Source organism: Curtobacterium sp. C1 (assembly GCF_021049325.1).
Taxonomy (GTDB): Bacteria; Actinomycetota; Actinomycetes; order Actinomycetales; family Microbacteriaceae; genus Curtobacterium; species Curtobacterium citreum.
Genome location: NZ_CP088076.1, coordinates 1,606,586 through 1,630,469, shown reverse-complemented (window position 1 = coordinate 1,630,469; position 23,884 = coordinate 1,606,586). Strand labels below are relative to the sequence as shown.

Sequence of the window (23,884 nt, the reverse complement as noted above, 5' to 3'; positions counted from 1 at the left end):
GCTTGCGTTCTGAGCGAAGTTGATCGGTATGCTGCTCGGCATGAAGGACATCCGGGACATCGCGATCCTCGACCGCCTGCGGGCGGCACGGGCGGCGTCGGTGACCGACCTCGCCGAGGCGACGGGGTCGAGCATCGCCACGATCCGACGTGACCTGCAGCGGCTCGACGAGGCCGGACTGCTCCGTCGGACCCGGGGCGGCGCCGTCCTGGCGGACCCGCACGAGGGCGACGCCCCCTTCCCGGAGGTCGAGACCGTGAACCGTGACGCGAAGGCCCGGATCGCCCGGGCCGCGGCCGAGCTGGTCGAGGACGGGCACACCGTCGTGCTCGACATCGGCACGACCGTGCTCCAGCTCGCGCTCCTGCTGCGCGGACGGCCGATCACGGTCATCACCGCGAACATGGCCGTGTTCGAAGCCCTCAAGGACGCCCCCGCGACGCACCTCGTGCTCCTGCCGGGCGACTACGACCCCGTCTACCACTGCGTCTCGGGGCACCTGACCACCGACTCGCTCCGCCTGATCCGCGCCGACCACGCCTTCCTCGGCGTCAGCGGGATCTCGGCGAGCGGCGACCTGCGCGACACCACGATCGCGCAGGTCCCCGTCAAGCAGGCGATCGCCGACGCGTGCGACGAGGTCACCGTCCTCGCCGACAGCAGCAAGTTCCCCGGCACCGGGGCAGCACGCATCGACCTGCCCAGCTCGATCGTGCGGGTCGTCACCGACGACGAACCGCCGGTCCCGGTCGCCGCCGCGTTCGCCGCGCACGGCGTGGAGGTCATCGTCACGTGAAGCTCGTCATGATCGGCGGGGGCGGGTTCCGCACACCGCTCGTGTACTCCGCCCTGCTCCGCGACCGCGCCCCCGGGCGGGTCACCGAGGTCGCCCTCGTCGACGTCGACGCGACCCGCCTCACCACGATGGCCCGGATCCTCGCCGACCAGGCCGACGGCGTCGCGGACGCGCCGACCGTCTCCGTGCACACCGACGTCCAGGAAGCGCTGCCCGGCGCCGACTTCGTCTTCTCGGCGATCCGCGTCGCCGGCATGGAGGGCCGTGCAGCGGACGAGCGCATCGGCCAGTCGCACGGCGTGATCGGCCAGGAGACGGTGGGCTTCGGGGGCATCTCGTACGCCCTCCGCACACTCCCCACCGTGATGGCGCTCGCCCGGACCATCCAGCGCCTGGCGCCTGATGCCTGGGTGATCAACTTCACGAACCCCGCCGGCGTCGTGACCGAGGCGATGTCAAGCGTCCTCGGACACCGGGTGATCGGCATCTGCGACTCCCCGATCGGGCTCGCGCGTCGGGCACTCGGCACGATCGGCGTCCAGCACGGGCCGGACGTCGAACTCGAGTACGCGGGTCTGAACCACCTCGGCTGGCTCACCGCGATCCGCGTCGACGGCGTCGACCGGCTGCCGGAGGTCCTCGCCGACGCCGGGCGGATCGAGTCCTTCGAGGAGGGCAAGCTCTTCGGTGCCGAGTGGATCCAGGCGCTCGGCGCGCTGCCGAACGAGTACCTGCACTACTACGCCTACCGTCGCGACGTCCTGCAGGCCGACCAGTACGCCCCGCACACCCGGGCGCGGTACCTCGTCGAGCAGCAGGACCGGTTCTGGGCCGCCGCGGCGTCGTGCGACCACCCGTTCCACGCCTGGCAGGACAGCCGGAACGAGCGCGAGGCCACCTACATGGCGACGAACCGCGACTCAGCCGGGATGGGCGACCGTGATCTCGAGGACATGACCTCGGGCGGCTACGAGGACGTCGCACTCGCGCTCATGCGCGGCATCGCGTACGACCAGCGCGCCCGGCTCATCCTGAACGTCCGGAACGGCGGCGCCCTCACCGGACTCGACGACGACGCCGTCGTCGAGGTCCCCTGCACGGTCGACGCGACCGGCGCCCACCCGGTCCCCGGCGCCCGCGTGCCCGACTTCGGGCTCGGCACCGTGACCGCCGTGAAGTACGTCGAACGGCAGACCATCGAGGCGGCACTGCACGGCTCCCGCGCCGCCGCCCTCCGCGCCCTCGCGCACCACCCGCTCGTCGACTCGGTGCGCGTCGCGCGCGCCCTGCTCGAGGACGCGCGGTCCACGTTCCCGCACCTGTCCTACCTGACCTGACCCGCCTCCCGGCCGTCCCCAGCCCACCGCCCGGTCCGCCCCTCCCAGGAAGCCCGCCATGCACCAGAACCAGCAGCTCGTCGAGGCGCGCATCGAGCGCGTCCTGAACGAGCGGATCGTCCCCGCCGTCCACCAGGCCCGCACGCCCGTGACCCTCGCCGCGTGGCAGGTGCCGGACGAACCCGTGCCGGCGGCCGAGGCCCTGGCGGCCGAGTACCGGCCGTTCGCGGTCGGCGAGTCCTGGGGGCGGGCGTGGTCGACGTGGTGGTTCGAGGTGACCGGGGCCGTCCCGGCGGAGTGGGCCGGACGCACTGTCGAGCTGCTCGTCGACCCGGGCTTCCAGGGCGACTGGCCCGGCAACCAGGCCGAGGGGCTCCTGCACACGCCGGACGGCACCCCGGTGAAGGGCATCCACCCGCGGAACCACCACCTGCGCATCGCGGACCGGGCCGTCGGCGGCGAGCAGGTGCACCTGTACCTGGAGATGGCGGCGAACCCGGACATCCTGGTGAACGAGTTCGTCCCGACGACGTTCGGCTCGAAGCGGACCGCCCCCGAGACCCCGATCTACACCTTCCGCACCGCCGAGCTCGCCGTGTTCGAGCCCGAGGTCTGGGCGCTGCGCTTCGACGTCGAGGTGCTGTTCCAGATGGTGAAGGAGCTCCCGGACGCAGACCCGCGCCGCCACGAGGTGCTCCGCGACCTGGAGCGCGCGATGGACGTCCTGGCGCTCGACGACGTCGTCGGCACCGCGGCGGCCGCTCGGGCCGAGCTCGCCGGGGCCCTCGCCAGCCCCGCGAACCCGTCCGCGCACCGCCTGAGCGGCATCGGCCACGCGCACATCGACACCGCCTGGCTCTGGCCGATCCGCGAGACCAAGCGGAAGACCGGGCGGACGTTCTCGAACGTGCTCGCGCTGGCCGAGCAGTACCCGGACTTCAAGTTCGCGGCCTCGAGTGCCCAGCAGTACGTCTGGGTGAAGGAGCGCTACCCCACGGTGTTCGCGGGCATCAAGGCGGCGATCGCCCGCGGCCAGTGGATCGTCGTCGGCTCGCAGTGGATCGAGCCGGACGGCAACCTGCCCGGTGGCGAGGCGATGGTGCGCCAGGTCACGCAGGGGCTGCGGTTCTTCGCCGACGAGCTCGGGGTCGAGACGCACGGCATCTGGCTACCAGACTCGTTCGGCTACACCGCGGCCTTCCCGCAGATCGCCAAGCTCGCCGGGCTGGAGTGGTTCCTCACGCAGAAGCTGTCCTGGAACCAGACGAACACGTTCCCGCACCACACGTTCTGGTGGGAGGGCATCGACGGCTCCCGGATCTTCACGCACTTCCCGCCGATCGACACCTACAACGCGACGCTCGAGGGCGAGGAGCTCCACCACGCGGTCCGGCAGTTCCGCGAGAAGGGCGCCGCGACGACCTCGCTCGTGCCGTTCGGCTACGGCGACGGCGGCGGCGGCCCGATCCGCGAGATGATGGAGCGCCAGCGCCGCGTCGAGTCGCTCGAGGGATCGCCCCGGGTGGAGGTCGAGCACCCGGACGACTTCTTCGCCCGGGCCCGCGAGGAGTACCCGGACGCCCCCGTCTGGGTCGGCGAGCTCTACCTCGAGCTGCACCGCGGCACGTTCACCTCGCACGCCCGCGAGAAGCGCGGCAACCGCCGGGCCGAGCACCTGCTGCGCGAAGCCGAGCTCTGGTCGACCGCCGCCGCGCTGCAGGGGGCGCCGTACCCGTACGAGTGTCTGGACGAGCTCTGGCAGGCCACGCTCCTGCAGCAGTTCCACGACATCCTGCCCGGCTCGTCGATCCGCTGGGTGCACGAGGAGAACGAGGAGAGCTACCGGCGCAACCACGCCGAGATCGAGCGGTTGACCGCGCGGGCCCTCGCCCACCTCGGCGCCGCCGGGGTCGTCGCGAACGCCGCGGACCACGACCGCCGCGAGCTCGTCCTCGACGCGGCCGGCACCCCCGTCGGCGTGGTGGAGGCCCGTGCGCACGCGCTCTCCCCGCTCACCGTCGTCACGCCGGACCACCCGGTCACGGCGACGCGGGACGCGGACGGCACCGTCCTCGACAACGGCCTGGTCCGCGTGCACGTCGACGGCGACGGGCTCGTCGACTCGATCGTCGACCTCGTCCACGACCGGGAGCTCGTGCCCGCCGACCGCTCGGCGAACCTGCTGCACCTGCACGAGGACCTGCCGAACGCGTGGGACGCGTGGGACGTCGACGCGCACTACCGGCGCTCCGTCGTGGAGCTGCGCGCCGCCGAGTCCGTCGAGCTCAGCACCGACGAGGACCTGCGCGCAGTGGTTCGGGTCCGCCGGGTCTTCGGGACCTCCGAGCTCGTGCAGACGATCGCCGTGCACGCCGACGACGTCCGGGTCCACCTCGGGGTCGACCTGGAGTGGCGGGAGCGCGAGAAGCTCCTCAAGGCGTCGCTGCCCTTCGTCGTGCACGCGCAGCACCACAGCGCCGAGATCCAGTTCGGACACCTGCGCCGGCCGACCCACACGAACACCTCGTGGGACGACGCCCGCTTCGAGGTGATGGCGCACCGCTGGGTGCACGTCGAGGAGCCCGGCTACGGCATCGGCGTGACGAACGCCGGCACGTACGGCCACGACGTCACCCGCCGCGTCGGCGCGCACGGCGAGGTCGAGACCGAGGTCCGCCTCAGCCTGGTGCGCGGGGCGCAGTCCCCCGACCCCGAGCAGGACCTCGGGCACCACACGTTCGCCTACACGGTGCACCCGGGCGCGGACGTCGCGGCGGTCGTCGCGAGCGGGTACGACGAGAACCTGCCGCTGCGGGTGGTCCCCGCGGCGGGCGACACCGCTGCCGACGGCGCGGGCGCGACCGTGACGGCACCGGTCGTGTCGACGTCGCCCGGGATCCGCGTCGAGTCGGTGAAGCTCGCCGACGACCGCTCCGGCGACGTCGTGGTCCGGCTGTACGAGGCGCTCGGCGCCCGCTCGGACACGGAGCTCGACCTGCGGGTCGACGCGGTGTCCGTCGAGCAGGTGGACCTGCGCGAGCGTCCGCTCACGGACCCCGCGCTCACCGCGCGGCGCTTCGCGTGGTCGGGTGGGACGGTCGCACTCGGGCTGCGGCCGTTCCAGGTGGTGACGCTGCGCATCCGGCCGCGCGGCGCCTGAGGCTGGAGGAGCCGCGGCGGCGGGAGCCGCGGCGGAAGCCGCGGCGGGGCCGCGTCGACGGACTGGAGGCACGGTGCGGGTGGGCCGATCGGCTCACCGGCACCGTGCCTCCAGTCCGTTCCGCTGCGTCAGCAGCGTCCGTCGCGTCAGCAGCGTCCGTCGCGTCAGCTCCGGATGAAGGCGAGGATGTCCGGGTTGACGACGTCCGCGTTCGTCGTGAGCATGCCGTGCGGGTAGCCCTCGTAGATCTTGAGCGTGGCGTCCGCGAGGAGCTCCGCCTGCTTCACGGCCGCTGCACGGTACGGGACGACCTGGTCGTCGTCGCCCTGCAGGACGAGCACCGGCACCGTGATGGCACGCAGGTCCTCGGTCTGGTCGGTCTCCGAGAACGCCTTGATGCCCTCGAGGTGCGCGACGGCGCTCCCCGTCATGCCCTGGCGCCACCAGTTCGCGATGACCGGCTCGGACGGCGTCACGCCGTCGCGGTTGAAGCCGTAGAACGGGCCGGATGCGACCGCGTGGAAGAACTCGGCGCGGTTCGCGGCGAGAGCCGCGCGGAAGCCGTCGAAGACCGAGATGTCGGTGCCCTCCGGGTTGGCGTCGGTCTTGAGCATGAGCGGCGGCACGGCGGCGACGAGGACCGCCTTGGCGACCCGTCCCTGCGGCTGGCCGTACTTCGCGACGTACCGGGCGACCTGACCACCACCGGTGGAGTGGCCGATGTGGATCGCGTTCTGCAGGTCGAGGTGCTCGACCACGGCCGAGACGTCGGCGGCGTAGTGGTCCATGTCGTGACCGGTGCCGATCTGCGACGACCGGCCGTGCCCGCGGCGGTCCGAGGCGACGACGCGGTAGCCCTCGCCCAGGAAGTAGAGCATCTGCGCGTCCCAGTCGTCCGAGGACAGCGGCCAGCCGTGGTGGAACACGATCGGCTGGGCGTCGCGGTCGCCCCAGTCCTTGAAGTAGATCTCTGCACCGTCGTCGGTGGTCACGAAGCCCATGTCGTTCTCCTTGTGGGTTGCGGGGTGTGGGTGGGGTCGGTGGTGTCGGGGGGGGTCTGTGGTGCCGGGTCGCGCTCAGCCGAGGTCGGCGAGGGCGGTCTCGATGACGCCGACGACCGCCTCGGGATGCGTGCGCATCACCAGGTGCGGTGCGTCGACCTCGACGACCGACCGCAGGCCCGCGCGCTGGTAGCCGAAGCGCTCGACGTCCGGGTTGATCGTCCGGTCCGCGCTCGAGACGATGCCCCAGGCCGGCTTGGTGCGCCACGCGGCGACGCTCGCGGGCTCGCCGAACGCGACGGCCGACAGCGGGCGCTGTGAGACCGCGAGCACCTTCGCCTCGTCGGGGTCGAGACCGCCGGCGAACACGGCGGGGAACGCGTCGATCGCCACCGAGACGTCGGTCCCGGATTCGGCGCCCTCGATCGGGTACGGCGCGTAGACGAGGTGCTCCGCGAGGGCACTGTCCGGGAACCCGCCCTGCAGCGCACCGAGGCTCTCGCCCTCCTCGAGTGCGTACGCGGCGACGTAGACGAGTCCGACGACGTTCTCGGCGACCCCGGCCACGGTGATCACCGCGCCGCCGTACGAGTGCCCGGCGAGCAGCACCGGGCCGTCCACCTGCTCGACGACGGAGCGGATCGCCGCGGCGTCGCCGGACAGGCTGCGGTTCGGGACGGGCGGGACCAGGACGCGGTGGCCGTGGTCGAGCAGCAGCTTCGTCACGGGCGCCCAGCTGGCGGCGTCCGCGAACGCACCGTGGACGAGGACGATGGTGGGCGATGCGGTCATGGTCGGACGCTATCCGCGGGGGTGCCCGGAGCACATCGGTCAGCGTGACCGAGGTCGACCGGCGGATGACCTAGACGGGCGGCGGGCCGGGCGGCGCGGTCGTGCCGGGCGGGCTGGTCGGCGGCGTTCCGGGTGCTCCGGGCAGGCCGTCGCGGTCCGGCGCGAGGACCGCGGGCAGCTGCTGCCGGGTCGAGATGCCGAGCTTCCGGAACGCCGCGTGCAGGTGCGCGCCCACGGTCCGCGGCGAGACGAACAGGTGCTCGCCGACGGCGCGGTTGCTGAGCCCGCGGGCGGCGAGTGTGCAGACGCGGAGCTCCTGCGGCGTGAGCGTCTCGACCAGCCGTGGACCGCTGATCGGCAGCCGCTCGCCGGTGGTGCGCAGGGCGTCACGCGTACGTTCCTCCCACGCGGGGGCGGGCATCGCCGCGAACAGCTCGAGCGCCGAGTGCAGGGCCACCCGGGCGTCGACGGTGCGGCCCGCGCGGTGCAGGCGACGGCCGAGGCGCAGGAGCGTCCGGGCCTGCACGTACGGCATCGACCAGCGGACGGAGCGGACCTCGGACCACGCGGCCTCGAGGTCCTCGTCCGGCACCAGGGCGATCCGGGCGTGGTCGAGGGCGGTACGCACGAGCGGCACGTGCCACCGGTCGTGGAGCTGCTCGAGGAGGGTCAGCCGTTCCTCGGCGTCCGCGCGTCGGCCGGCATCGAGGGCGGCGTCGACGAAGTCGGGCGAGGTGGCGGCCGCGAACCACGGGTGGTGCGCCTCGTGCTCGGGGTCCGCCAGGCTCCGCAGGGGGCCGAGCGCCTCCGCCGCCCGACCGCTCACCAGGTCCGCCGCGGCCCGGGCACCGAGCACCGTGGCGCGCATCGCGCTCGAGCGGAGGACCTGTCGGCCGACGTCGGTCGTCCCGGCGATCGCGTCGACGTCCGGTGACACACCCTCAAGCGCGTCGAACCAGGCGACCGCGCACCGAACCGCGGTGGCGTACCCGGCGTCGCCGAGGTCGCGGCCGAGCGCGGCGGCCTGCTCGGCGAGGCTCCGTGCCCGGGCGACGTCGCCCGCCAGGTAGGTGGTCATCGAGGTGCCCATGAGCGCCTGCGGGAAGGTCCGCAGCTCGCCCCGCGCCGCCATGCTCGCGAGTGCGCGGTCGAGCAGGACCCGGGAGGTCTCCACCTCGCCGACCAGGTTGAGCGCGTAGCCGAGGAGCCACGCCGAGTCCTCGTCGTCGGCGGTCCGCGCTGCCTGCAGCGCTGCGGCCAGGACGCGGTCGCCACGGACGACGGGCTCGGTCCGCGCGGCGAGGAGGATCGCCCGCGGGTCGTCCTCGGGCAGCGCCAGGGCCTCGACGACGACGAGCATCGGGTCGCCGGGGTCCGGCTCGGTGGTGTGGTCCCACGCCAGCGCTGCCAGGTGGAGGAGTGCCGTCGTGGCCTGCTCGACGTCGCCGGCGGCCTGCATCTCGGACACGGCGTGCAGGGCCGGGCCGAGGTCCCCGCGGGCCAGCCCCGTGCGTCCGGTCGGCAGCGTCTCGGCGATCCAGGCGGCCCGCGCGGCGAGGAGCCGGTCGGGGGCCTCCGCTGCGGCACGGTGCGCGAGCAGGGACGCTTCGGCCACCCGCCCGCACACCCCAGCCGACTCGGCGGCGAGGAGCAGTCGCTCCACCCGCACGGTCGGGTCCGTGGTGAGGTCCGCCGCCCGCTCTGCCGCCCGGCTCGCCGTGTTCGGGTCGGACATCGCCGTGGCCTCGTGCGCGAGTGCGGCGAGCTCGTCCGCGAGCCGGCCGTCCGGGCCGGTGGCGAGCTCGGCCCGCCACCAGATCGTGCGGGTCGGTTCACCCTCGTGCTCGGCGACGAGCGCCTCGAGCACCGCGGTCCGCTCCGACGGCGCGGCGGACCGGAGCACCGCGGACTGCACGAGCGGGTGCCGGAGGCGGATCGACCGTGGTGCGACCCACTCGAGGAGTCCGGCCGCGGCGGCATGGTCCGTCCACGTCGGCGCGGGGAAGCGACCGAGCGCGCGACCAGCCACCCTCGAGGCTTCCTCTGCCGTCGCGCCGGCCGACAACGCCACCGTGAGGACCGCGAGCCGGGTCGGCTGGTCGAGCGCAGCGGCTCGCTCGGCGAACTCCTGCTCGACCCGACCGACGACCGGACGTTCGCGGACCCGGTCCCCCGGCGCCGGTCGGGCGAGCTCACGCAGCGCGAGCGGGTTGCCGGCGGCGCGAGCCACGAGGTCACGGCGAGCCGGTCCGGACGGTGCCCCGGGGACGGCGTCGAGCAGGGCGTCCGCGTCGTCGTCCGCGAGGGGCTGCAGGTGGATGCTCCGGAAGCCCGGCTCGGACACGGCGTCGGGCTCCCGGGTCGTCACCACCACGACCATCGGGTCCTCGGCGATCCGCCTGGCGATCATGCGGAGCGCCCAGGCCGAGGGGGCGTCGACCCAGTGCAGGTCCTCGACGACGACGAGGAGCGGCGCCCTGGCCGCGGCGTCGGACAGCAGGGTCAGCGCGGCCAGTCCGGCGAGGAGCGGCGAGGGCTGCTCGCCGGTCTCGATCCCGAAGGCGACGTGCAGGGCACGGCGTTGCGGGGCGGGCAGGTCCGCGAGCCCCGCACGGAGCGGGTGCAGCAGCATGTGGAGCGCGGCGTACGGTTCCCCGGACTCGGCGGTGGTCCCCGTCGTGGTCAGGACACGGACGCCACGGCTGCGCGCGTGGTCCACCGCGTCGGCGACCAGCACCGACTTCCCGATGCCCGCCTCGCCGTCGACGACGAACGCCGTGCCGCCTCCCCCGCCGCGGACGGCATCGATCGCCGCACGCAGGGCTGCAGTCTCCTCCGCGCGTCCGACCACGGGCCGCCCCACCGACATGTCGTCAGTATGGCAGTGCAGCGGGTCCCGTCGGACTCCGGGCCGTGCCACGATCGGAGCATGCCTGACGACGGACGACCCCTGGCACGACTCGGCTTCCTGACCATCGGGTCCTTCGACCCCGCAGCACCCGGAGCCGGCCACGAGGACACCCTCCGCACGATCGAGCGCGCCGAGGCGCTCGGCTTCGACAGCGCCTGGCTCCGCCACCGACACCTGCAGCACGGCATCTCGTCCCCCGTCGCGGTCATGGCGGCCGCGTCGCAGCGGACCTCCCGCATCGCACTCGGCACCGCGGTCACGCCGATCGGTGCGGAGAACCCGTTCCGCCTGGCCGAGGACCTGGCCACGGTCGACGTGCTGCTCGGCGGGCGGCTGCAGCCGGGCTTCTCGTCCGGGACGCCGATGCACTACGACCTGTACCGCGAGGCGATCCACCCCGACACCGCCGAGCACGAGGACCTCGGCGAGACCCGGCTGCTGCGCTTCCGTGACCTCGTCCGCGGTGACCCGGTCACCGGGCCCGTCGGACGCCGGGGCATCGAGGAGTTCGCCTCCACGGTCCAACCGCACAGCCCGGGCCTGGTCGACCGGCTCTGGTACGGCACCGGGAGCACGCGCTCGGCGGTCTGGGCCGCGCGGAACGGGTTCCACCTGCTCACGTCGAGCGTCACCCGGAGCGAGGTCGGCACGGACTTCGCCACGAACCAGCGCGCCCAGGTCGAGGCCTACCTCGACGCACATCCCACGCCGGAGCACGCGCGGGTCTCGCAGGGACTCGTCGTCGTGCCGACGGACACCGCGACGCCCGAACAGGTAGCGCGGTACCGGGCCTACGCCGCGTCCCGCGCGGACCGGGTCGGCGTCCCGCAGGGGCCGGCGGGCATGCTGTTCGCCGCCGACCTGGTCGGGACGTCCACCGAGATCGCGGACCGTCTGCGCGCGGACGCCGGGTACCAGGTCGCGACGGAGGTCGCCTTCGCCCTGCCGTTCTCGTTCGCACCGAACGACTACACGCAGATCGTGACGGACATCGCGGAGCGCCTGGGCCCCGAGCTCGGCTGGTCCCCCGCGCCGCGCGCCTGACGCCCCGAGGTCCGGCCGGCCCGCGCCGACCGGTCGGTCACCGTCGGCGTTCGACGGTCACCGGACCGCGCCCGCACCCGCGGCCGCGGCCGCCGCCGCGGTGGTCACCCGCACCGCGCCTCCCGTCCCCTGCCGGACGCGGCAGCGCAACCCGACCAACGGAGGAATCCGACTACGTCTCAGGCGGGTCCGCCGTCGACGGGTGGAGCCGCCGCACCTCGGCTTGCATCTGCTCCCACGTGGTCTCACCGGCCGCCCACCGGTCCTGCAGCTCGTGCACCGCATCGGACGCACGACCTCCTTCGAGCGCAGTGGACACCCGTGCTTCATCGACGATCTGTCGCCGCCGGTCGTGCTCATCGGGGCTCAGCCGAGAAGGCCGTCGCGGTCGGAGCACAGGGAAGCCGTACTTCGCTTCGAGCTGCGCCGCTGCTTCTTCGTACGTCAGCGAGCCGTCGAGGATGCCGCGCGCCCGCCCCAGCGCCTCGGCGTCGGGGAAGTGCCCGGCGAGCTGCTGACCCTTCTCGATCATCGCCATGGCCTGCTCGAGTGCGTCACCGCTCAACGGCCGTCGATCGTCGTTCATCGCACCCCTCGAGAAGATGCAGCGAGCGTAGCTCGTGCGGCCGCCGCCGAGCGCCGACAGTGCGGCACCGCGACCGTCGTCACTGGTTGTTTCCAGTTCGTCGTGGTGCGGTGAGCGGGTGATGTTCTTCGCCGACGAACCGGACCCGCTCGATGCTGCACCCATGCACGAGCCTCCACGGGACCCACGGCACGGGCCATCGGAGGATGAGCTGCCGGGTGTGCTCGGGTACGGACTGCGGTGGGGATCGAGTGCGAACGCGATGGTCGTCGTCGAAGCGGCTCGTGTCTTCTCCGACGGGGTCATGTTCCAGGTCGGTCGGCAACTCCGCCGCGGTGATCTGAGCGTGCGAGCGTTCCAGCAGCTGGTTCACGAGGACCACTTCTACGCCTCGGACGAGGACCGCCGAGCGCGACTCCGGTACGGAGCGGTCCTTGCTGACGGGCAGCACGTCACCGACGGCTACCCGTTCGGCCGCGACAGTGAAAGCACCGGAGCCGTGTTGATGCGGCACGGTGGCGGGGGCGGTGGGGGCGCGTCGTCGTACCGGTACACCGACGAACTCTGGCTGCACCCCCTTCCTCCGGAAGGACCGCTCGAGCTCGTCGTGCAGTGGCCATCGCTCCGCCTCCCCGAACAGCGCGTCGCCCTCCCCGCGACAGACATGCTCCAAGCGGCTGAACAGGTCACCGCGCTCTGGCCAGATTGAGGTCATCACTCGCGACTGAACCCTGCACATCTCGGTAGCCGATGGGTCACCGGACGGCCCCACATCTTCGGACCCTGCACAGCCGCATCGGGGTTTGTTCCGGCAGCCCCAGTGGAACCGCGCCTTGGATCTCAACCACTGTTGAGGGTGTGGGGTGGACTCATGCAGATCAAAGAAGCCCTGCTTCCCACACGCTCCACCTCGACTGTTGCTGCGTTCTTCGACCGCCTCGGCTGCGTCGTCACCCGGGACGGTTCGAGCACGACCGTGAGGATCGGCCTGAGCCGGGTGCGCTTCGTTGAGAGGGACTTCGACGGCTCCCACCACCTCGCGTTCACCATCCCGACCGGAACATTCGACGGGGGCCCAAGAGTGGCTCGAACAGCGTACGCCGCTTCTGTCCGTCGATGATCGGTCGGAGTTCGAAGGACCCGAATCGTGGAATTCATGCTCGATGTACTTCGACGGTCCTGATGGTCAGGTGCTGGAACTGATCGAGCGAAGAGCCCTACCAGCCACACACGTGGGCTCCTTTACCGCCCATGACCTCGAATGCGTGAGCGAGATCGGAGTTGCAGTCCCTGACGTCCTCGCCGCGGTGGCCACGCTCCGAGCAGCGGGCATTCGGCCCTACGGGAACGAGCCCACCGGCGACTTCGCGGCCGTCGGAGACATCGACGGCCTTCTGATCCTGGTCACGCCCGGTCGCGCATGGTTCCCAACCACCTCGTGCTACGTCGCAGACACTCCGGTGACCGTGATCACCTCCGCCGAGCGGGAATTGACGCTCGGAGGCGGGAAATCCCTCCAGCCCGCGACTGCGAACCCGGCCGAGAGGGCGCCGACGGACTGATGGTCTGCAAGGCTGCGGGCATGCCATGGCCGCGCGCTGTCCGTCTGAAGTCAGACCGCCTCGTCCTCGAACCCTTGATGATCGGGCACGCCGACGAGATGGTGGGCGTGCTCGCGCCGAGAGTGCTGTATCGCTTCACCGGCGGCGAGCCGCCGAGCACCGAGGAACTCCGGGAGCGCTACGCCCGCCAGGTCCGAGGCCAGTCCGAAGACGGCACTGCAGGATGGCTGAACTGGATCACCCGTCGTCGTGACGGCGGCCCACCGATCGGGTTCGTGCAGGTGACTCTGCACCGGGCAGCCGAGGGCATGACCGCGGACCTCGCCTGGCTCGTCACACCGAGCGCTCAAGGACACGGCTTCGCAACCGAAGCCGCACAACAAGTAGCGATGTGGCTGCACTCGATCCACGTACAGGAGCTCAACGCGCTTCTTCGCCCGGAACACGAAGCCTCGGCCCGCGTCGCCCGACGGGTTGGGATGCGCTCGACCACAGTCAGCCACGACGGAGAGGTCCTGTGGCGGAAGCGGCTCGTTGCGATGGACACGCGCTGAACGTGGTCTCGATAGCCGATGGATTACCGGAACACCTCGGGTAGCGCGGCAACGAAGTGATCGAAGTGGCTGTACCAGACGGAGTGAGCTGCTCCGGGGACGTCCCGGACGATCACGCCCCGACTCTCGTGGTGCGCCGCTGTCACGTCATCGACGTACAGACTCGGCTTCGCTCGCACGATGATCGATCCCGGCTCCGGCTCGAAGGACACCCCGGGGCCCGTTGCCGGCGACGCCGCCGTGGCCGGATCAAAGTGCTCCGCTGCACGAGCCTCGACAACACAGTCCTGGTCACTGTAGAACGGCCGCGACGCTCGGAGCCCGTCGTACGTGCGCGCTCGTTTGTCCTGCTCGTACTCGGCGGTGAGTTCGGCACGGTTCCAGCCGCCGCGCGACGTGAAGGGAGCATCAATGTAGACCGAGAGTGCCGGGGCCAGCAGCCCGGCGTCCACAGCCGCGGCGAGGAGCAGCGCACCGTACGAATGGCCCATCACAAGGTCGGGCGTCGATCCGCATTCGTCGGCAACGGACCCCACAACCGATCGGGCGGCCCGATCTACCGTCATGGTTTCGTCGCGCGGTGACAGTCCGTGGCCTGGAAGATCCACCCCTAGGACGCGATAGCCGCTCGCGACCAACCACGGCACCACTCGCCACCAGCTCTCGCGAGAACCCATCATCCCGTGCAGCAGCACCGCCGTGCGGTCACCCTGGCCATGCACCTCAACGTGGAGCTTCATCGGGGTATCGAAGCACATCCAGCTTCACGGGCCGGCTGTCTCGTTAGCCGATCGGCTATCGGGACCGCCAGCATCACCCTGAGTACCGTCGAATCGACAGCTGCCGAGGCGAATGGGACTGTAGCTGTGTGGGAACGATGTCGAAGCGTGCCAAGGGCTGGGTCTTCATCTGGGTCAGCCTGTTGTTTCCTGCAATGGCGATCAGCACGCTCGTCTTCGGGGCGCTCGGCGATCCGGACCGTTCCGACTGGCTCATCTGGACGGTGGCGATCGTGCTGCTATCGGCAGCCGTTGTCATTGCTTACATCTGGGTGTTCCGCAGCATGCGCGCTCTCCGAGCGCCGGATCGTAGCGGCCGATAGGACACCGGGCACACCGCGCGCGTGCGCATCGTGTCAACCCAGCAACCAAAGGGTGCAATACAGCGTCTCGCCGCCGTCGTCGCGCTGCTCGGAGGCGGACAGTGGTTGCGCGTCGGGTTCCGGTTGATTCACCTTCCGGCGCCTGGCTGCGGCTTGGACGACGCTCCCGCCAGTAGCTAGTGAAATGGTGTCTCGGTAGGTCACCGGCTATTGAGACGCAGCGATCGCGAGCAGGGCGACCTCGACGACAGCGTCGGAAGGCATGTCCGGGTAGTAGTTCTCGCGCAGCTGTTGGGCGAAGAGCTGCATGTCAGTCTCAGGAGGCTGGTGGGCTTGTTCGGCGGTGAGGCTGTCAAGCCGGTATTGGTGCACGGCGATCACGGTGCCGGGGACCGGTCCTGCCGTCGGGTGTTCATCGAAGACGAACACGGCTGCTCCCACCGGGACGTCCTCGTTCCACCGCACGGTGGTGACCTTCTCGCCAGACATCACTGCCTCGTAGTGCTTGCGATGGAAGTGGATCGTGTTGGGTGCTGCACTGACCATGCGCCCACTCTGCCGTAGCGGCAGAGGGTGGCGATCGAGGTGCCGGTCCCGGCGACCGGAAGTCGCGCCGCCGCGCTGGATCGGCCCGAACGGATGCGTCCGGAGGCCGATCGGCTAACGGGACTCTTGCGGGCCTCAGTCTTGACCATCACGCTGCCGGGATGACTACAGGTACTTCGACCCTCATCTACGTGGTGATCGCTGGGCCGCAAGCCTCCGGCAAGAGCGCTATCGCTGTGGCTCTCACTGCGGAGCTTCGCGGTCGAGGAGAGCAGGTTGCGGCAGTTGAGCTGGACCAGATCGCTTCGATGGCGTTACCAACGCTGCCCGACTGGGAGGTCGCGCACCAGATCACCGAGACAGTCACCGGGTTGTGGCTCCGTGCGGGGATGAGCTGCGTCATCGTCGAAGGTGTTGGGACGAGCGAGAAAGTGCAGGCACTTCTTCAGCAAGCACCCGCTGGCGTCCCCTCTCTGACGATCGTGACGACCGCACCGTTCGACGTTGCCTTCAATTGGGCTCAGGCTGATCCGAGCCGTGGAGTGTCTCGTCAGGAGGACTACCTGCGAGCGGTCTACAACCGCTGGGAAGATGAGCTGCCGCTGATCGATGCTGACCTGACGCTGCACACGGACCAGGACTCACTGGAGCAGTGCGTCGACGCCACACACTCACAGATCGCTCTCACTCGCCGGCAGCAGCACCGGTAGCCGATTGGCTATCGAGACGCACTCAGAGTCGGGAGCTGGACCTATGCTCGCTGCATGTCGACTGATGACGAGCTTCGCCGTGAGCCCGGAATTCGTGCGGTGAGCAGCTTCTTCGGACACTTCGGTGGAGAGGATGTAGTAGTGCGGCCGGCGGACCTTGCCGAGCCTGCCTTCACGATCGAGGTGCTACTCACGGACGGGGAAGCGACCTTCCCGCCCGCGGCCCCTGTGCATGAGGGCGATCTGGTCGAACGCAAAGATCCCCGAGGTGGTGTGATCGAGTACACGATCGACCGCTACGAGTTCAGCAAGGATCCCTTCGGTCACGGCAACGACCACTGGAAGGCTCGGCTCGTCGAAAAGCGCCACGTCTCACGGCATTTCGCGGAGCCGCACATCGTCGTCAACGGGGGTGTCAACCAGTTAGCTGTCGGCGATGGCAACACCTTGCAGCTCACCAACCAAACGGCGCACTACCCGGACGTCGTCAGCGCCCTCGGTGAGATTCGCAACACTATTCCGCGTGAAGCGCTGAAGGCGGGTGAACTTGAAGAGATCGAGGAAGCCTTGACGGACGCAACGACCGCTGCGCGCGAGGCCGAGAAGCCAAGCGCAGTAAAGCGCGCGCTCCACGGCGTCAACGGTGTGATCGGAGATTTGGCAGGCTCAGCGAAGAGCGGAGCCGCTGACAGTGTGAAGGCGTGGGTCGCCGCGGCAACCGCTGTGCTCCTGAGCCATATCGCGGGGCTGTAGACCTCTCAGGACGAAGGGCCCGCCACCACCGCTGACCAGCCAAATCCCGCGGCCCCACCAGCACTCTCAGTAGCGCCCCCGCTCTGCCACGCCGTCCGGTAGCCGATCCCCTACCAGACGGGCTGGAGACAGTGACTGACGCCCCAGGTTCAGGGGCTGGCGTAAGAAGCTGTCGCGAGCTGAGGATCAGTGAGACAGTGGCCGGAGCCCGGTAAGCACCAGGGTGAGAACCCGATGCCATGCGTCAGCAGGTGCGGGCGGGGTCATAACGGAAACGACTGCGGCACAGACCGCTCGGAAGTCGGCGAACGAGAAGTCGTCACGGACGAGCCCCTCGGCATGGTCGGCGGCGATGAGGGTGTCGATCGGCCCCTCCGACTCCTCGATCGCGAGGCGGACCTCATTGCCGAGTTCTGTTGCGTGGCCCCGTAATGCAGCACGCAGCGCACCGTCCTCTGCGGCGCTGGCCATGTACGCCTCGAGCAGGGTTCGGACGCGGGAGCGCCCGTCGGCCTGCTCGCCGGCGGATCGAACGGCATCGTCCGCGAGTCGACGGATGCGGAGCGCGGCGATCGCGTCGACGAGGGCCGCTTTGTCGGGAAAGTGCCGGTAGAGCGTCCCCACGCCAACGCCAGCATCCGCCGCGATCTGCTCCATCGACACTCCAGTGCCCGAAGCGCGAAGAAGCGCCGCGGCATGCTCCGTGATCCGCTGGCGATTGCGCTGCGCGTCCGCTCGCATCGTGCCCCTTCCTTCTGCGACGTCTGAGGCGTACTCTATCAAACGGAAGCACACTTCCGTTTACGAGATGGAGACCACTTGGACACCCCAGCCGAAGTCATCGTCGAAGCGCAGACCGACACCACACGCGCGGCAGTCGCGGTACGCAACGGCATCATCGTGGCAGTCGCCACGGATCCCGCTGGCGTCGATACCCTCCGCGACACCTGGCGCGACGAGTCCACATCCATCGTCGAGCAACAGGGGGTCCTCGCTCCGCTCTTCATCGACACGCACAACCACCTCGCGTTGGCGTCGCGGAACGTGCTCGGAGTGCCGATGCACGACGTGCGCAGCATCGGCGAGATCCTCGATCGCGTCCGGGAGCGCGCCGCGCACACCCCCGCAGGATCCTGGGTCATCACCGCGGCGGATTGGCACGAGATGCAGCTACAGGAACGCCGCTTCCCCACCGCGGTCGAGCTCGACGAGGCAGCACCAGATCACCTCGTCTTGGTGCAGCGCGGCGGCCACAACGCCGTCCTGAACAGTGCAGCGCTTGCTGCTGCCGGCGTCACCGCGACCTCCGGCGACGTCGCGGACGGGTATGTCGCTCGGGCTGACGACGGGACCCCCACCGGGCTGCTCCAAGACGGTGCGCTGACCGCGATGCAGTCAATGCTCCCCGAGGTGTCCCAGGAGGACCTCGTCAAGGGGATCGACGTGACAAGTCGCACCTACCGGGAAGCCGGCGTCGGTGTGGTTAGGGACCCAGCCGTGTCTGTGGAGGAGTGGGCCGCGTTGCAGCGGGCACGGTCGGAGGATCGGTTGCACGTCCGCGCGTTCTCGATGATCTTCTCCCCCGCGCCACTGATCGCGGCCGCTGGTTCCATGGACGACTACCTCGACGGACTCGAGGCGAAGGGAATCCACCCGGATGACGGTGACGACCGCCTCCGCCTCTGGGGCATCAAGCTCGTCGTCGACGGCGGCGTTGAGGCAGCCGCGCTCCGCGAGCCCTATGCCGGCCGACCGGACTTCACCGGCACCCTGCTGATGACGCCCGACGGCCTGACGGATGCACTGCGCGCCTGCGTCACCCGCGGCTGGCCCGTCGGCACCCACGCCTGCGGAGACGCCGGAGTCGACGCGTTCCTCGACGCCGTCCAGCGAAACGTCGACAACGGCATCCAGCACGGACATGGCCGGGTCGTCATGGAGCACGGTGCGCTCATGGACGCCGACCAGATCGCACGAGCAATCAGGCTCGACGTGCACATCACCGCCCAGGAAGCACTCCGAGATGGGCTCATCGAACCGTTCGCCGAAGCATGGGGGCAGGAGCGGGTAGCAGCGATGTTCCCCTGGCGGGAACTCTTCAACGCAGGCGCATCCGTCAGCGCCGGCACCGATCACCCCATCAGCCCCCTCGACCCGATCGCCGGCATACTCGGCATGACGACCCGACGTACGACGCTCGGGATCCTCGGCGCAGAGCACGCATGCACCAGAGACGAGGCGCTCGAGCTCTACACACGCGCCGGCGCGGAGCTCCTCGGACACGACCTGACGGGAACGATCGCCGTCGGAGCACCAGCGGACTTCGCCGTCTACCCGGTCGACCTGCACCACGCCCCCGACGAAGCACTCGCCGGTGCCCGCCCGACTCTGAGTGTCCTCGCCGGCGAAGTGCTGAACCACCAGGAGGAGTCTCGCTAGCCGGTCCTTCACGGGCACACTCGTCGGCGGTCGCCTCGGCGACACACGCCCCGGCCTGGTCACCATCGTCACCCCGGCCGCGAGCGCCGTCCTGCTCCTCCTGATCGGCGCCGTCGCCGACCAGCCGGTCCTCACCGGCGTCCTCGTCGCCGCGCTCGGCCTGTTCGGGCTCAGCGCCAACGGGGTCCTCATCCACACGGCCGTGCACGCCGCGGGCGATGCGGCGGCGCTCGGGTCCGCGTTCACCGTCGCCGCGTTCAACCTCGGCACCGCCGTCGGGACAGCGGTCGTCGGCGGCCTGCTCGACAGCACCGGCGTCACCAGTCCGGTCCGGATCGGCGCCGGCATCGTGGCGCTGGCCCTGGTACCAACGATCCTGTTGGCGACCGCACGGACCGGGACGGCACGCGGCGGGCGACCGACCGCCGGGTGACCCCTGCGGCCGCTCCACGGAGGAAGATGTCCTGCATGGGGGACAAGACGATCTTCATGCTCCGCGGTCAGCTCGTCCACCGGGCCGTCCTGTGGCCCTTCGTCCGACCGCTCGTCGGCGACCAGCTCCAGGCGGTGAAGGACCCGGACTTCGTGCGACGCCGAGCGATCGTCGCTGCGACGGTGCTCGTCCGCGCGCTCGGGCCTGCTCGACGGCGGGACCGACCTCGAGAAGGACACCGCGCTCGGCCTCATCAACCTCGAGGGCCCGAGGGACGTCACGACCTTCGAGCCGGAGTGGCAACGCCTGTCCACCGCTGATCGCCGGGAGGTCCTCGTCGACCTCGACCGGTACGTCGTCAACGCGGCGAACGGCATCGCCGCGTTCATCCGGCAGGTCGGCATCACCGGAGGGCTGACGACCTGCGTCTGGTCGGAAGTGCCGCTGTTCATGGCAGACGGGTTCTTCACCCCCGTCGAGGGCGTTCCGACCCGTCTCCGCGCGGACCTCGTCGTGTGGCGGCAGCGAGGCGTCGTCGACGTCCTCGACCTGAAGGTCGGGAACGCCAACCCGCCGGACTGGAAGCTCCAGCAGGACCGGAAGCAGCTCGCGCTCTACGTCGACGCCGTGCAGCGCCGAGCCGTCGGCGCATCCCGGGTCCGGGCGAAGCTGCTGTACGTCGGCAGGGGCCACGGGGCCAGCCGGTTCGAACCACTGTCGCCGTAGCGGGCGACGTCCGCAGCACCGACGGCGATGCCTCCCACCGAAGTACACCGAACGGTCGATGCGCCCGGCCGTCCGCGCGTCCTATGGTCGCAGGATGCTCCAGCGAACCACCGCCGTCCTCGCAGCCCTCCTGACCACGCTCGTCGCGGTCACGGGGTGCGCAGCCGGGCCTGGAGGCACGACCTCCTCCGCCTCGTCGGCTGCGGTCGCACAGCTGGATCCGCAGGTCGCGTCGTCGCTCGACGACGCGCTCCGCGCCGTGCAGGCGAGCCCCGGCGTCGCGAGCGCGACGAACCGGATCGAGCTGCACCAGAGCTACACCGCCGCCGACGGGACCGACGTCACGCCTCCCGGCCTCGACGCGTGGAACAACCGCGACGCCGGTCCGGCCGCACCGCCACCCATCGGCGCGGTCTCCCCGGACGATCCTGCGCTCCCGCCGGTGCCCACCCCCTCGGTCCGTCCCAAGCCCCCTGCCGAAGCGACCGAGGCGCACGCGTTCACGAGCGCCTTCGTGGTCACGATGGCCGCGGACGCCACCCCGTCGGAAGCGGCGGCGGTCCCGGTCGCGATGGCGGAGCGGATCGCCTGGACCGGTGTCACGCTCACGCTGCAGGTGCCGGCTGGGCCTGACCATGTCCGCACCACCGTCACCTACTCCGGCACGTTCGACCAGCGGATCCCTGATGACACGGCCCTCGACGTCGCGTCCGGGCTGGCGACGCTCGCCGCCACACCGGGCGTGACCGGGCTCGAGGCGAACATCCCACAGACGATGCGCGTCGACTACGGCTCCCTGACCATCGGCGTCGCTCCGGCGGACGACGCCACGCTCGCACGGGTGCGCGGCGTGATCGACGGCACCGCGTTCGCCGGGACGACGCTGCACGGGTCGTTCGGGAACGGGGCGAAGCCCTAGTCGGGGTCGCGGACCCGCGCTCGAACGGTCTCCACGTCCTCGGACACACGTGCCGCGGTCCGACGTCGCCGCACGCCGGCATCTCCGTAGCCAGGCACCATGCCCGCCGACCCGATGCACGACCTCCTCGAGGCGGCGACCACCACCGTCGCAGCCGGCGGCGACGTGCGGCGAGCGCTCAGCCTCGTCGGCCTGCTGTCCCTCGTCTCCACGGTCGTCGCCGTGGTCACCGCGGCCGTCGTCACCCTCGTCGTGTTCCTCGTCGTCCTGTCCCCGTTCGCAGTCCTCCTCGCCTTCGGACTCCTGTTCGGCTGAACGTCGACGACGTGCTGCACGTCGGTGAGGACTGCTCCGTTCCGGGGTCGTACCGAGCGGTCATCACCCGAGGCGGTGCAGTGGTCATCGTGGACCACGCGCACCGTCTCCCAGCGGACGATAGGTCGTCATGGTCTGGCCTTGTCGGTCCGCGATCTCGAACGACGTGTACGCAAGGTGTTGCAGTTGCCCGTCGACCCGGCGGACACGTTTGATCCCCCCGCCTTCGGTACCCACGTCGTAGCGCGACCACCATTCATCGAACTCTGGGCTGCGCCGGCGCAGTTCGTCCTCGAGTTCTGCGAAGGCCGCGACGCCTGAACGCCGTCCGGCTCGGGCGCGGAACCGTGCAAGCAACCCCTGGGACACTTCTGTCCAGTCCGGCAAGACCTCTCGTGCGTCAGCGGCGAGGAACACCCATCGGACGAGATTCGGGCGCTCGTCGTTGGTCAGGGCAGCACGGAACAGTTCGGCGGCAGCCGCGTTCCACGCGAGGGCGTCGAAGGTCTCGCCCGTCACGTACGTCGGCGCGGGTTCGAGGAGGCCGACCACCCGCACTACTTCCGGGTCGAGCATCTCTACTTCGCTCGTCGCAGTCCGTAGCTCTTCCTCGGAGGCCCCGATGGCGATCAAGTGTGTGCGCTCGGTGTCGCCAAGGCTGAGCGCGCGTGCAAGCGCCTCGAGTACCTGGCGGGACGGACGGACGTCTCGGCCCTGCTCGAGGAACGTGTACCAGGTCGCACTGATCCCCGCGAGCATCGCGAGATCCTCGCGACGCAGGCCGGGGGTTCGACGTCGAGGCGAACCGGGCAGGCCGACCTCGGACGGGCGGATTCGTTCCCGTCGCGCACGCAGGAACGCTCCCAATTCTCGGCGTCGCTGCTCGGCGAGGTCGCTCACGTCGTGCAAGCCACACCGCACTTGCTCCACCGGCTATGAACCCATTGGCCGGCACTGCGGTTTGGAGAGCACCGGCATCGTGACCGTTGCAGCACTTGGGCGTCCGATAGCCGATCGGCTATCGGACGGGCGGGGCTGCCCAGACCGCTCGGTATCGCCAGAACAGCGAACGTCGCATCTTGATCCCCGGGAGCACCTGGCGAGCGACCGCGTGAATCTCTCCGAACGTGAGCAGCGGCATCGTCGTCGGCGCCGTCATACTCTCCGGAGGCTCCTCAGCGCGGCGAGGGTGAAGAATCACGCCGACACCGACGTTCAGGAGCAGCGAGGCTATCGACCACGGGAGGTCTCTCGACGTCTCTCGGGCCAGGCCGACGATGACGAGCCGTCCGCCCGGCCGGAGCATCGAGCGCGCCGCTTCCAGAGCTGGCACCAGCGGAAGATGGTGAAGCGACGCCACGAAGGTCACCAGGTCGTAGCGCGGCTCATCTCGGATGGTGAAGTCGAAGGGTTCGTCTCGTACCGTCACGTTGCAGAGGCCGTTGACGTTCACACGCGCCTGTGCCGCCGTGCGGGCGTCTGGTTCGAGGCCCACGACCGATTTTGCGGACCGAGCGAGCCGCCTCAGCAGTGTGCCGGTCCCGCACCCGACGTCGAGCACCGCGGCCCCTCTGCCCACGCGCCGCGCGTGCCAAAGCACGAACGACGCGTACGCATCGTTATGCGACCAGGGGTGCTCGTCACTGAACCGCCCCAACTTCGAAAGCAACCGCATCCCCGTCTTGCTCATGGTCCGCAGCGTATTCGCGATCAAGAGCACCGAGTCGGGTGCGACTGAGTTAGTCGCTCCAAGCCGTTCGGTAGCCGATTGGCTATCGGGACGGGGGCTGAGGGAGGCCGGTCAAGAGAACAACCCGAGTAGTCGGATGCACTTCGGCGGGTCCCAGGTCAGTCCTCGCGCGAGGACGCTGAGCCCCTCGTTCTGAGTGTGCGCCTCGACGAGGACGGGATCAGGAAGAACGTCGGCGCGATCATCGTGCACGAGAACGGACACGTCGAGGCGTTCCTGCACGACGAGTGGCAGCCGTGGCTGCAGGACCACGAGGCCGCGGTACAGCACCTGCTCTCGCTCGGCATCGAGGAGTTCATCGTGGGTGTGCTCCATGACGAACTCGATGCCGGTGTGATCACTGCGATCCTGACCGGCGACGTCGACGGGCACTGACGAAGGCTCGGCCAGATCAGTCCTTCCGCCGGACCCCGAACTCACCGCGGGTCGAGGTCCGGCGGCCGCAGCG

At 70.4% G+C, this 23,884-nt stretch carries 25 protein-coding genes; 16 read left to right on the top strand and 9 right to left on the bottom strand.

Features of this window, described 5'->3' with window-relative positions; translation table 11 throughout:
• The first annotated feature begins 40 nt into the window (after positions 1-40).
• The 3 genes from LQK89_RS07910 to LQK89_RS07900 are packed head-to-tail and all read left to right on the top strand — an operon-like array spanning position 41 to position 5,293.
• Positions 41-796 (top strand): DeoR/GlpR family DNA-binding transcription regulator, encoded by a 756-nt coding sequence (locus tag LQK89_RS07910; RefSeq protein ID WP_231050684.1) that lies wholly within the window; start codon positions 41-43, stop codon positions 794-796.
• A complete protein-coding gene (locus tag LQK89_RS07905) occupies positions 793-2,133 on the top strand; it encodes a 6-phospho-beta-glucosidase (protein ID WP_231050683.1) in 1,341 nt (446 codons plus the stop codon). Before LQK89_RS07910 ends, LQK89_RS07905 begins: the two co-directional genes overlap by 4 nt.
• A 58-nt stretch (positions 2,134-2,191) precedes the next feature.
• On the top strand, positions 2,192-5,293 hold the full coding sequence (locus LQK89_RS07900) for an alpha-mannosidase (protein ID WP_231050682.1): 3,102 nt from the start codon (positions 2,192-2,194) through the stop codon (positions 5,291-5,293).
• Between the two features lie 164 nt (positions 5,294-5,457).
• On the opposite strand, the gene LQK89_RS07895 is transcribed toward LQK89_RS07900, so the two are convergent.
• The 3 genes from LQK89_RS07895 to LQK89_RS07885 form a co-directional block, all read right to left on the bottom strand.
• Positions 5,458-6,294, bottom strand: a complete 837-nt coding sequence (locus LQK89_RS07895) for an alpha/beta fold hydrolase (protein ID WP_175326497.1) — start codon at positions 6,292-6,294, stop codon at positions 5,458-5,460.
• A 75-nt stretch (positions 6,295-6,369) separates the two neighbouring features.
• Complete coding sequence (locus tag LQK89_RS07890; protein WP_175326496.1) at positions 6,370-7,086, bottom strand: alpha/beta fold hydrolase; 717 nt, start codon at positions 7,084-7,086, stop codon at positions 6,370-6,372.
• 70 nt (positions 7,087-7,156) lie between these two features.
• Positions 7,157-9,955: an AAA family ATPase gene (locus LQK89_RS07885; RefSeq protein ID WP_231050681.1), complete on the bottom strand. Its 2,799-nt coding sequence runs from the start codon at positions 9,953-9,955 to the stop codon at positions 7,157-7,159.
• Positions 9,956-10,015: 60 nt separating this feature from the next.
• Here LQK89_RS07885 and LQK89_RS07880 point away from each other — a divergent pair, with 60 nt between their 5' ends.
• Positions 10,016-11,041: an LLM class flavin-dependent oxidoreductase gene (locus tag LQK89_RS07880; RefSeq protein WP_231050680.1), complete on the top strand. Its 1,026-nt coding sequence runs from the start codon at positions 10,016-10,018 to the stop codon at positions 11,039-11,041.
• A 172-nt stretch (positions 11,042-11,213) separates the two neighbouring features.
• Here LQK89_RS07880 and LQK89_RS07875 read toward each other — a convergent pair whose 3' ends face one another.
• A complete protein-coding gene (locus LQK89_RS07875) occupies positions 11,214-11,792 on the bottom strand; it encodes an antitoxin VbhA family protein (protein ID WP_231050679.1) in 579 nt (192 codons plus the stop codon).
• Between the two features lie 55 nt (positions 11,793-11,847).
• Here LQK89_RS07875 and LQK89_RS07870 point away from each other — a divergent pair, with 55 nt between their 5' ends.
• The 3 genes from LQK89_RS07870 to LQK89_RS07860 all read left to right on the top strand — a co-directional run bounded on the left by LQK89_RS07870 (position 11,848) and on the right by LQK89_RS07860 (position 13,743).
• On the top strand, positions 11,848-12,336 hold the full coding sequence (locus LQK89_RS07870; RefSeq protein ID WP_231050678.1) for a hypothetical protein: 489 nt from the start codon (positions 11,848-11,850) through the stop codon (positions 12,334-12,336).
• Between the two features lie 454 nt (positions 12,337-12,790).
• Positions 12,791-13,189, top strand: a complete 399-nt coding sequence (locus tag LQK89_RS07865; RefSeq protein WP_231050677.1) for a hypothetical protein — start codon at positions 12,791-12,793, stop codon at positions 13,187-13,189.
• Between the two features lie 20 nt (positions 13,190-13,209).
• Positions 13,210-13,743: a GNAT family N-acetyltransferase gene (locus tag LQK89_RS07860; protein WP_231050676.1), complete on the top strand. Its 534-nt coding sequence runs from the start codon at positions 13,210-13,212 to the stop codon at positions 13,741-13,743.
• Positions 13,744-13,766: 23 nt separating this feature from the next.
• On the opposite strand, the gene LQK89_RS07855 is transcribed toward LQK89_RS07860, so the two are convergent.
• The gene (locus tag LQK89_RS07855; protein ID WP_231050675.1) at positions 13,767-14,483 is read right to left on the bottom strand and encodes an alpha/beta hydrolase; all 717 of its coding nucleotides are present in this window, start codon (positions 14,481-14,483) and stop codon (positions 13,767-13,769) included.
• Between the two features lie 137 nt (positions 14,484-14,620).
• On the opposite strand from LQK89_RS07855, the gene LQK89_RS07850 reads away from it, so the two are divergent.
• The gene (locus LQK89_RS07850) at positions 14,621-14,845 is read left to right on the top strand and encodes a hypothetical protein (protein ID WP_231050674.1); all 225 of its coding nucleotides are present in this window, start codon (positions 14,621-14,623) and stop codon (positions 14,843-14,845) included.
• Between the two features lie 207 nt (positions 14,846-15,052).
• On the opposite strand, the gene LQK89_RS07845 is transcribed toward LQK89_RS07850, so the two are convergent.
• Complete coding sequence (locus LQK89_RS07845; protein ID WP_174778452.1) at positions 15,053-15,391, bottom strand: ASCH domain-containing protein; 339 nt, start codon at positions 15,389-15,391, stop codon at positions 15,053-15,055.
• Positions 15,392-15,582: 191 nt separating this feature from the next.
• On the opposite strand from LQK89_RS07845, the gene LQK89_RS07840 reads away from it, so the two are divergent.
• A complete protein-coding gene (locus tag LQK89_RS07840; RefSeq protein WP_231050673.1) occupies positions 15,583-16,101 on the top strand; it encodes a hypothetical protein in 519 nt (172 codons plus the stop codon).
• Between the two features lie 54 nt (positions 16,102-16,155).
• Positions 16,156-16,854, top strand: coding sequence for a hypothetical protein (locus tag LQK89_RS07835; RefSeq protein ID WP_231050672.1), 699 nt, complete (start codon positions 16,156-16,158; stop codon positions 16,852-16,854).
• 186 nt (positions 16,855-17,040) lie between these two features.
• On the opposite strand, the gene LQK89_RS07830 is transcribed toward LQK89_RS07835, so the two are convergent.
• A complete protein-coding gene (locus LQK89_RS07830; protein WP_231050671.1) occupies positions 17,041-17,595 on the bottom strand; it encodes a TetR/AcrR family transcriptional regulator in 555 nt (184 codons plus the stop codon).
• A 78-nt stretch (positions 17,596-17,673) separates the two neighbouring features.
• Here LQK89_RS07830 and LQK89_RS07825 point away from each other — a divergent pair, with 78 nt between their 5' ends.
• The 5 genes from LQK89_RS07825 to LQK89_RS07805 all read left to right on the top strand — a co-directional run bounded on the left by LQK89_RS07825 (position 17,674) and on the right by LQK89_RS07805 (position 21,686).
• The gene (locus tag LQK89_RS07825; protein WP_231050670.1) at positions 17,674-19,293 is read left to right on the top strand and encodes an amidohydrolase; all 1,620 of its coding nucleotides are present in this window, start codon (positions 17,674-17,676) and stop codon (positions 19,291-19,293) included.
• 202 nt (positions 19,294-19,495) lie between these two features.
• Positions 19,496-19,726, top strand: a complete 231-nt coding sequence (locus tag LQK89_RS07820; RefSeq protein ID WP_231050669.1) for a hypothetical protein — start codon at positions 19,496-19,498, stop codon at positions 19,724-19,726.
• 174 nt (positions 19,727-19,900) lie between these two features.
• Positions 19,901-20,452: a PD-(D/E)XK nuclease family protein gene (locus tag LQK89_RS18150; RefSeq protein ID WP_442874065.1), complete on the top strand. Its 552-nt coding sequence runs from the start codon at positions 19,901-19,903 to the stop codon at positions 20,450-20,452.
• Positions 20,453-20,546: 94 nt separating this feature from the next.
• On the top strand, positions 20,547-21,371 hold the full coding sequence (locus tag LQK89_RS07810) for a hypothetical protein (RefSeq protein WP_231050667.1): 825 nt from the start codon (positions 20,547-20,549) through the stop codon (positions 21,369-21,371).
• Positions 21,372-21,470: 99 nt separating this feature from the next.
• A complete protein-coding gene (locus LQK89_RS07805) occupies positions 21,471-21,686 on the top strand; it encodes a hypothetical protein (RefSeq protein WP_231050666.1) in 216 nt (71 codons plus the stop codon).
• Positions 21,687-21,770: 84 nt separating this feature from the next.
• On the opposite strand, the gene LQK89_RS07800 is transcribed toward LQK89_RS07805, so the two are convergent.
• Positions 21,771-22,586, bottom strand: a complete 816-nt coding sequence (locus LQK89_RS07800; RefSeq protein ID WP_231050665.1) for a helix-turn-helix transcriptional regulator — start codon at positions 22,584-22,586, stop codon at positions 21,771-21,773.
• Positions 22,587-22,704: 118 nt separating this feature from the next.
• The gene (locus tag LQK89_RS07795) at positions 22,705-23,376 is read right to left on the bottom strand and encodes a class I SAM-dependent methyltransferase (RefSeq protein ID WP_231050664.1); all 672 of its coding nucleotides are present in this window, start codon (positions 23,374-23,376) and stop codon (positions 22,705-22,707) included.
• Positions 23,377-23,574: 198 nt separating this feature from the next.
• Between LQK89_RS07795 and LQK89_RS07790 the strand changes: the two genes are divergently transcribed.
• Positions 23,575-23,811 (top strand): hypothetical protein, encoded by a 237-nt coding sequence (locus LQK89_RS07790; protein WP_231050663.1) that lies wholly within the window; start codon positions 23,575-23,577, stop codon positions 23,809-23,811.
• Positions 23,812-23,884 lie beyond the last annotated feature (73 nt).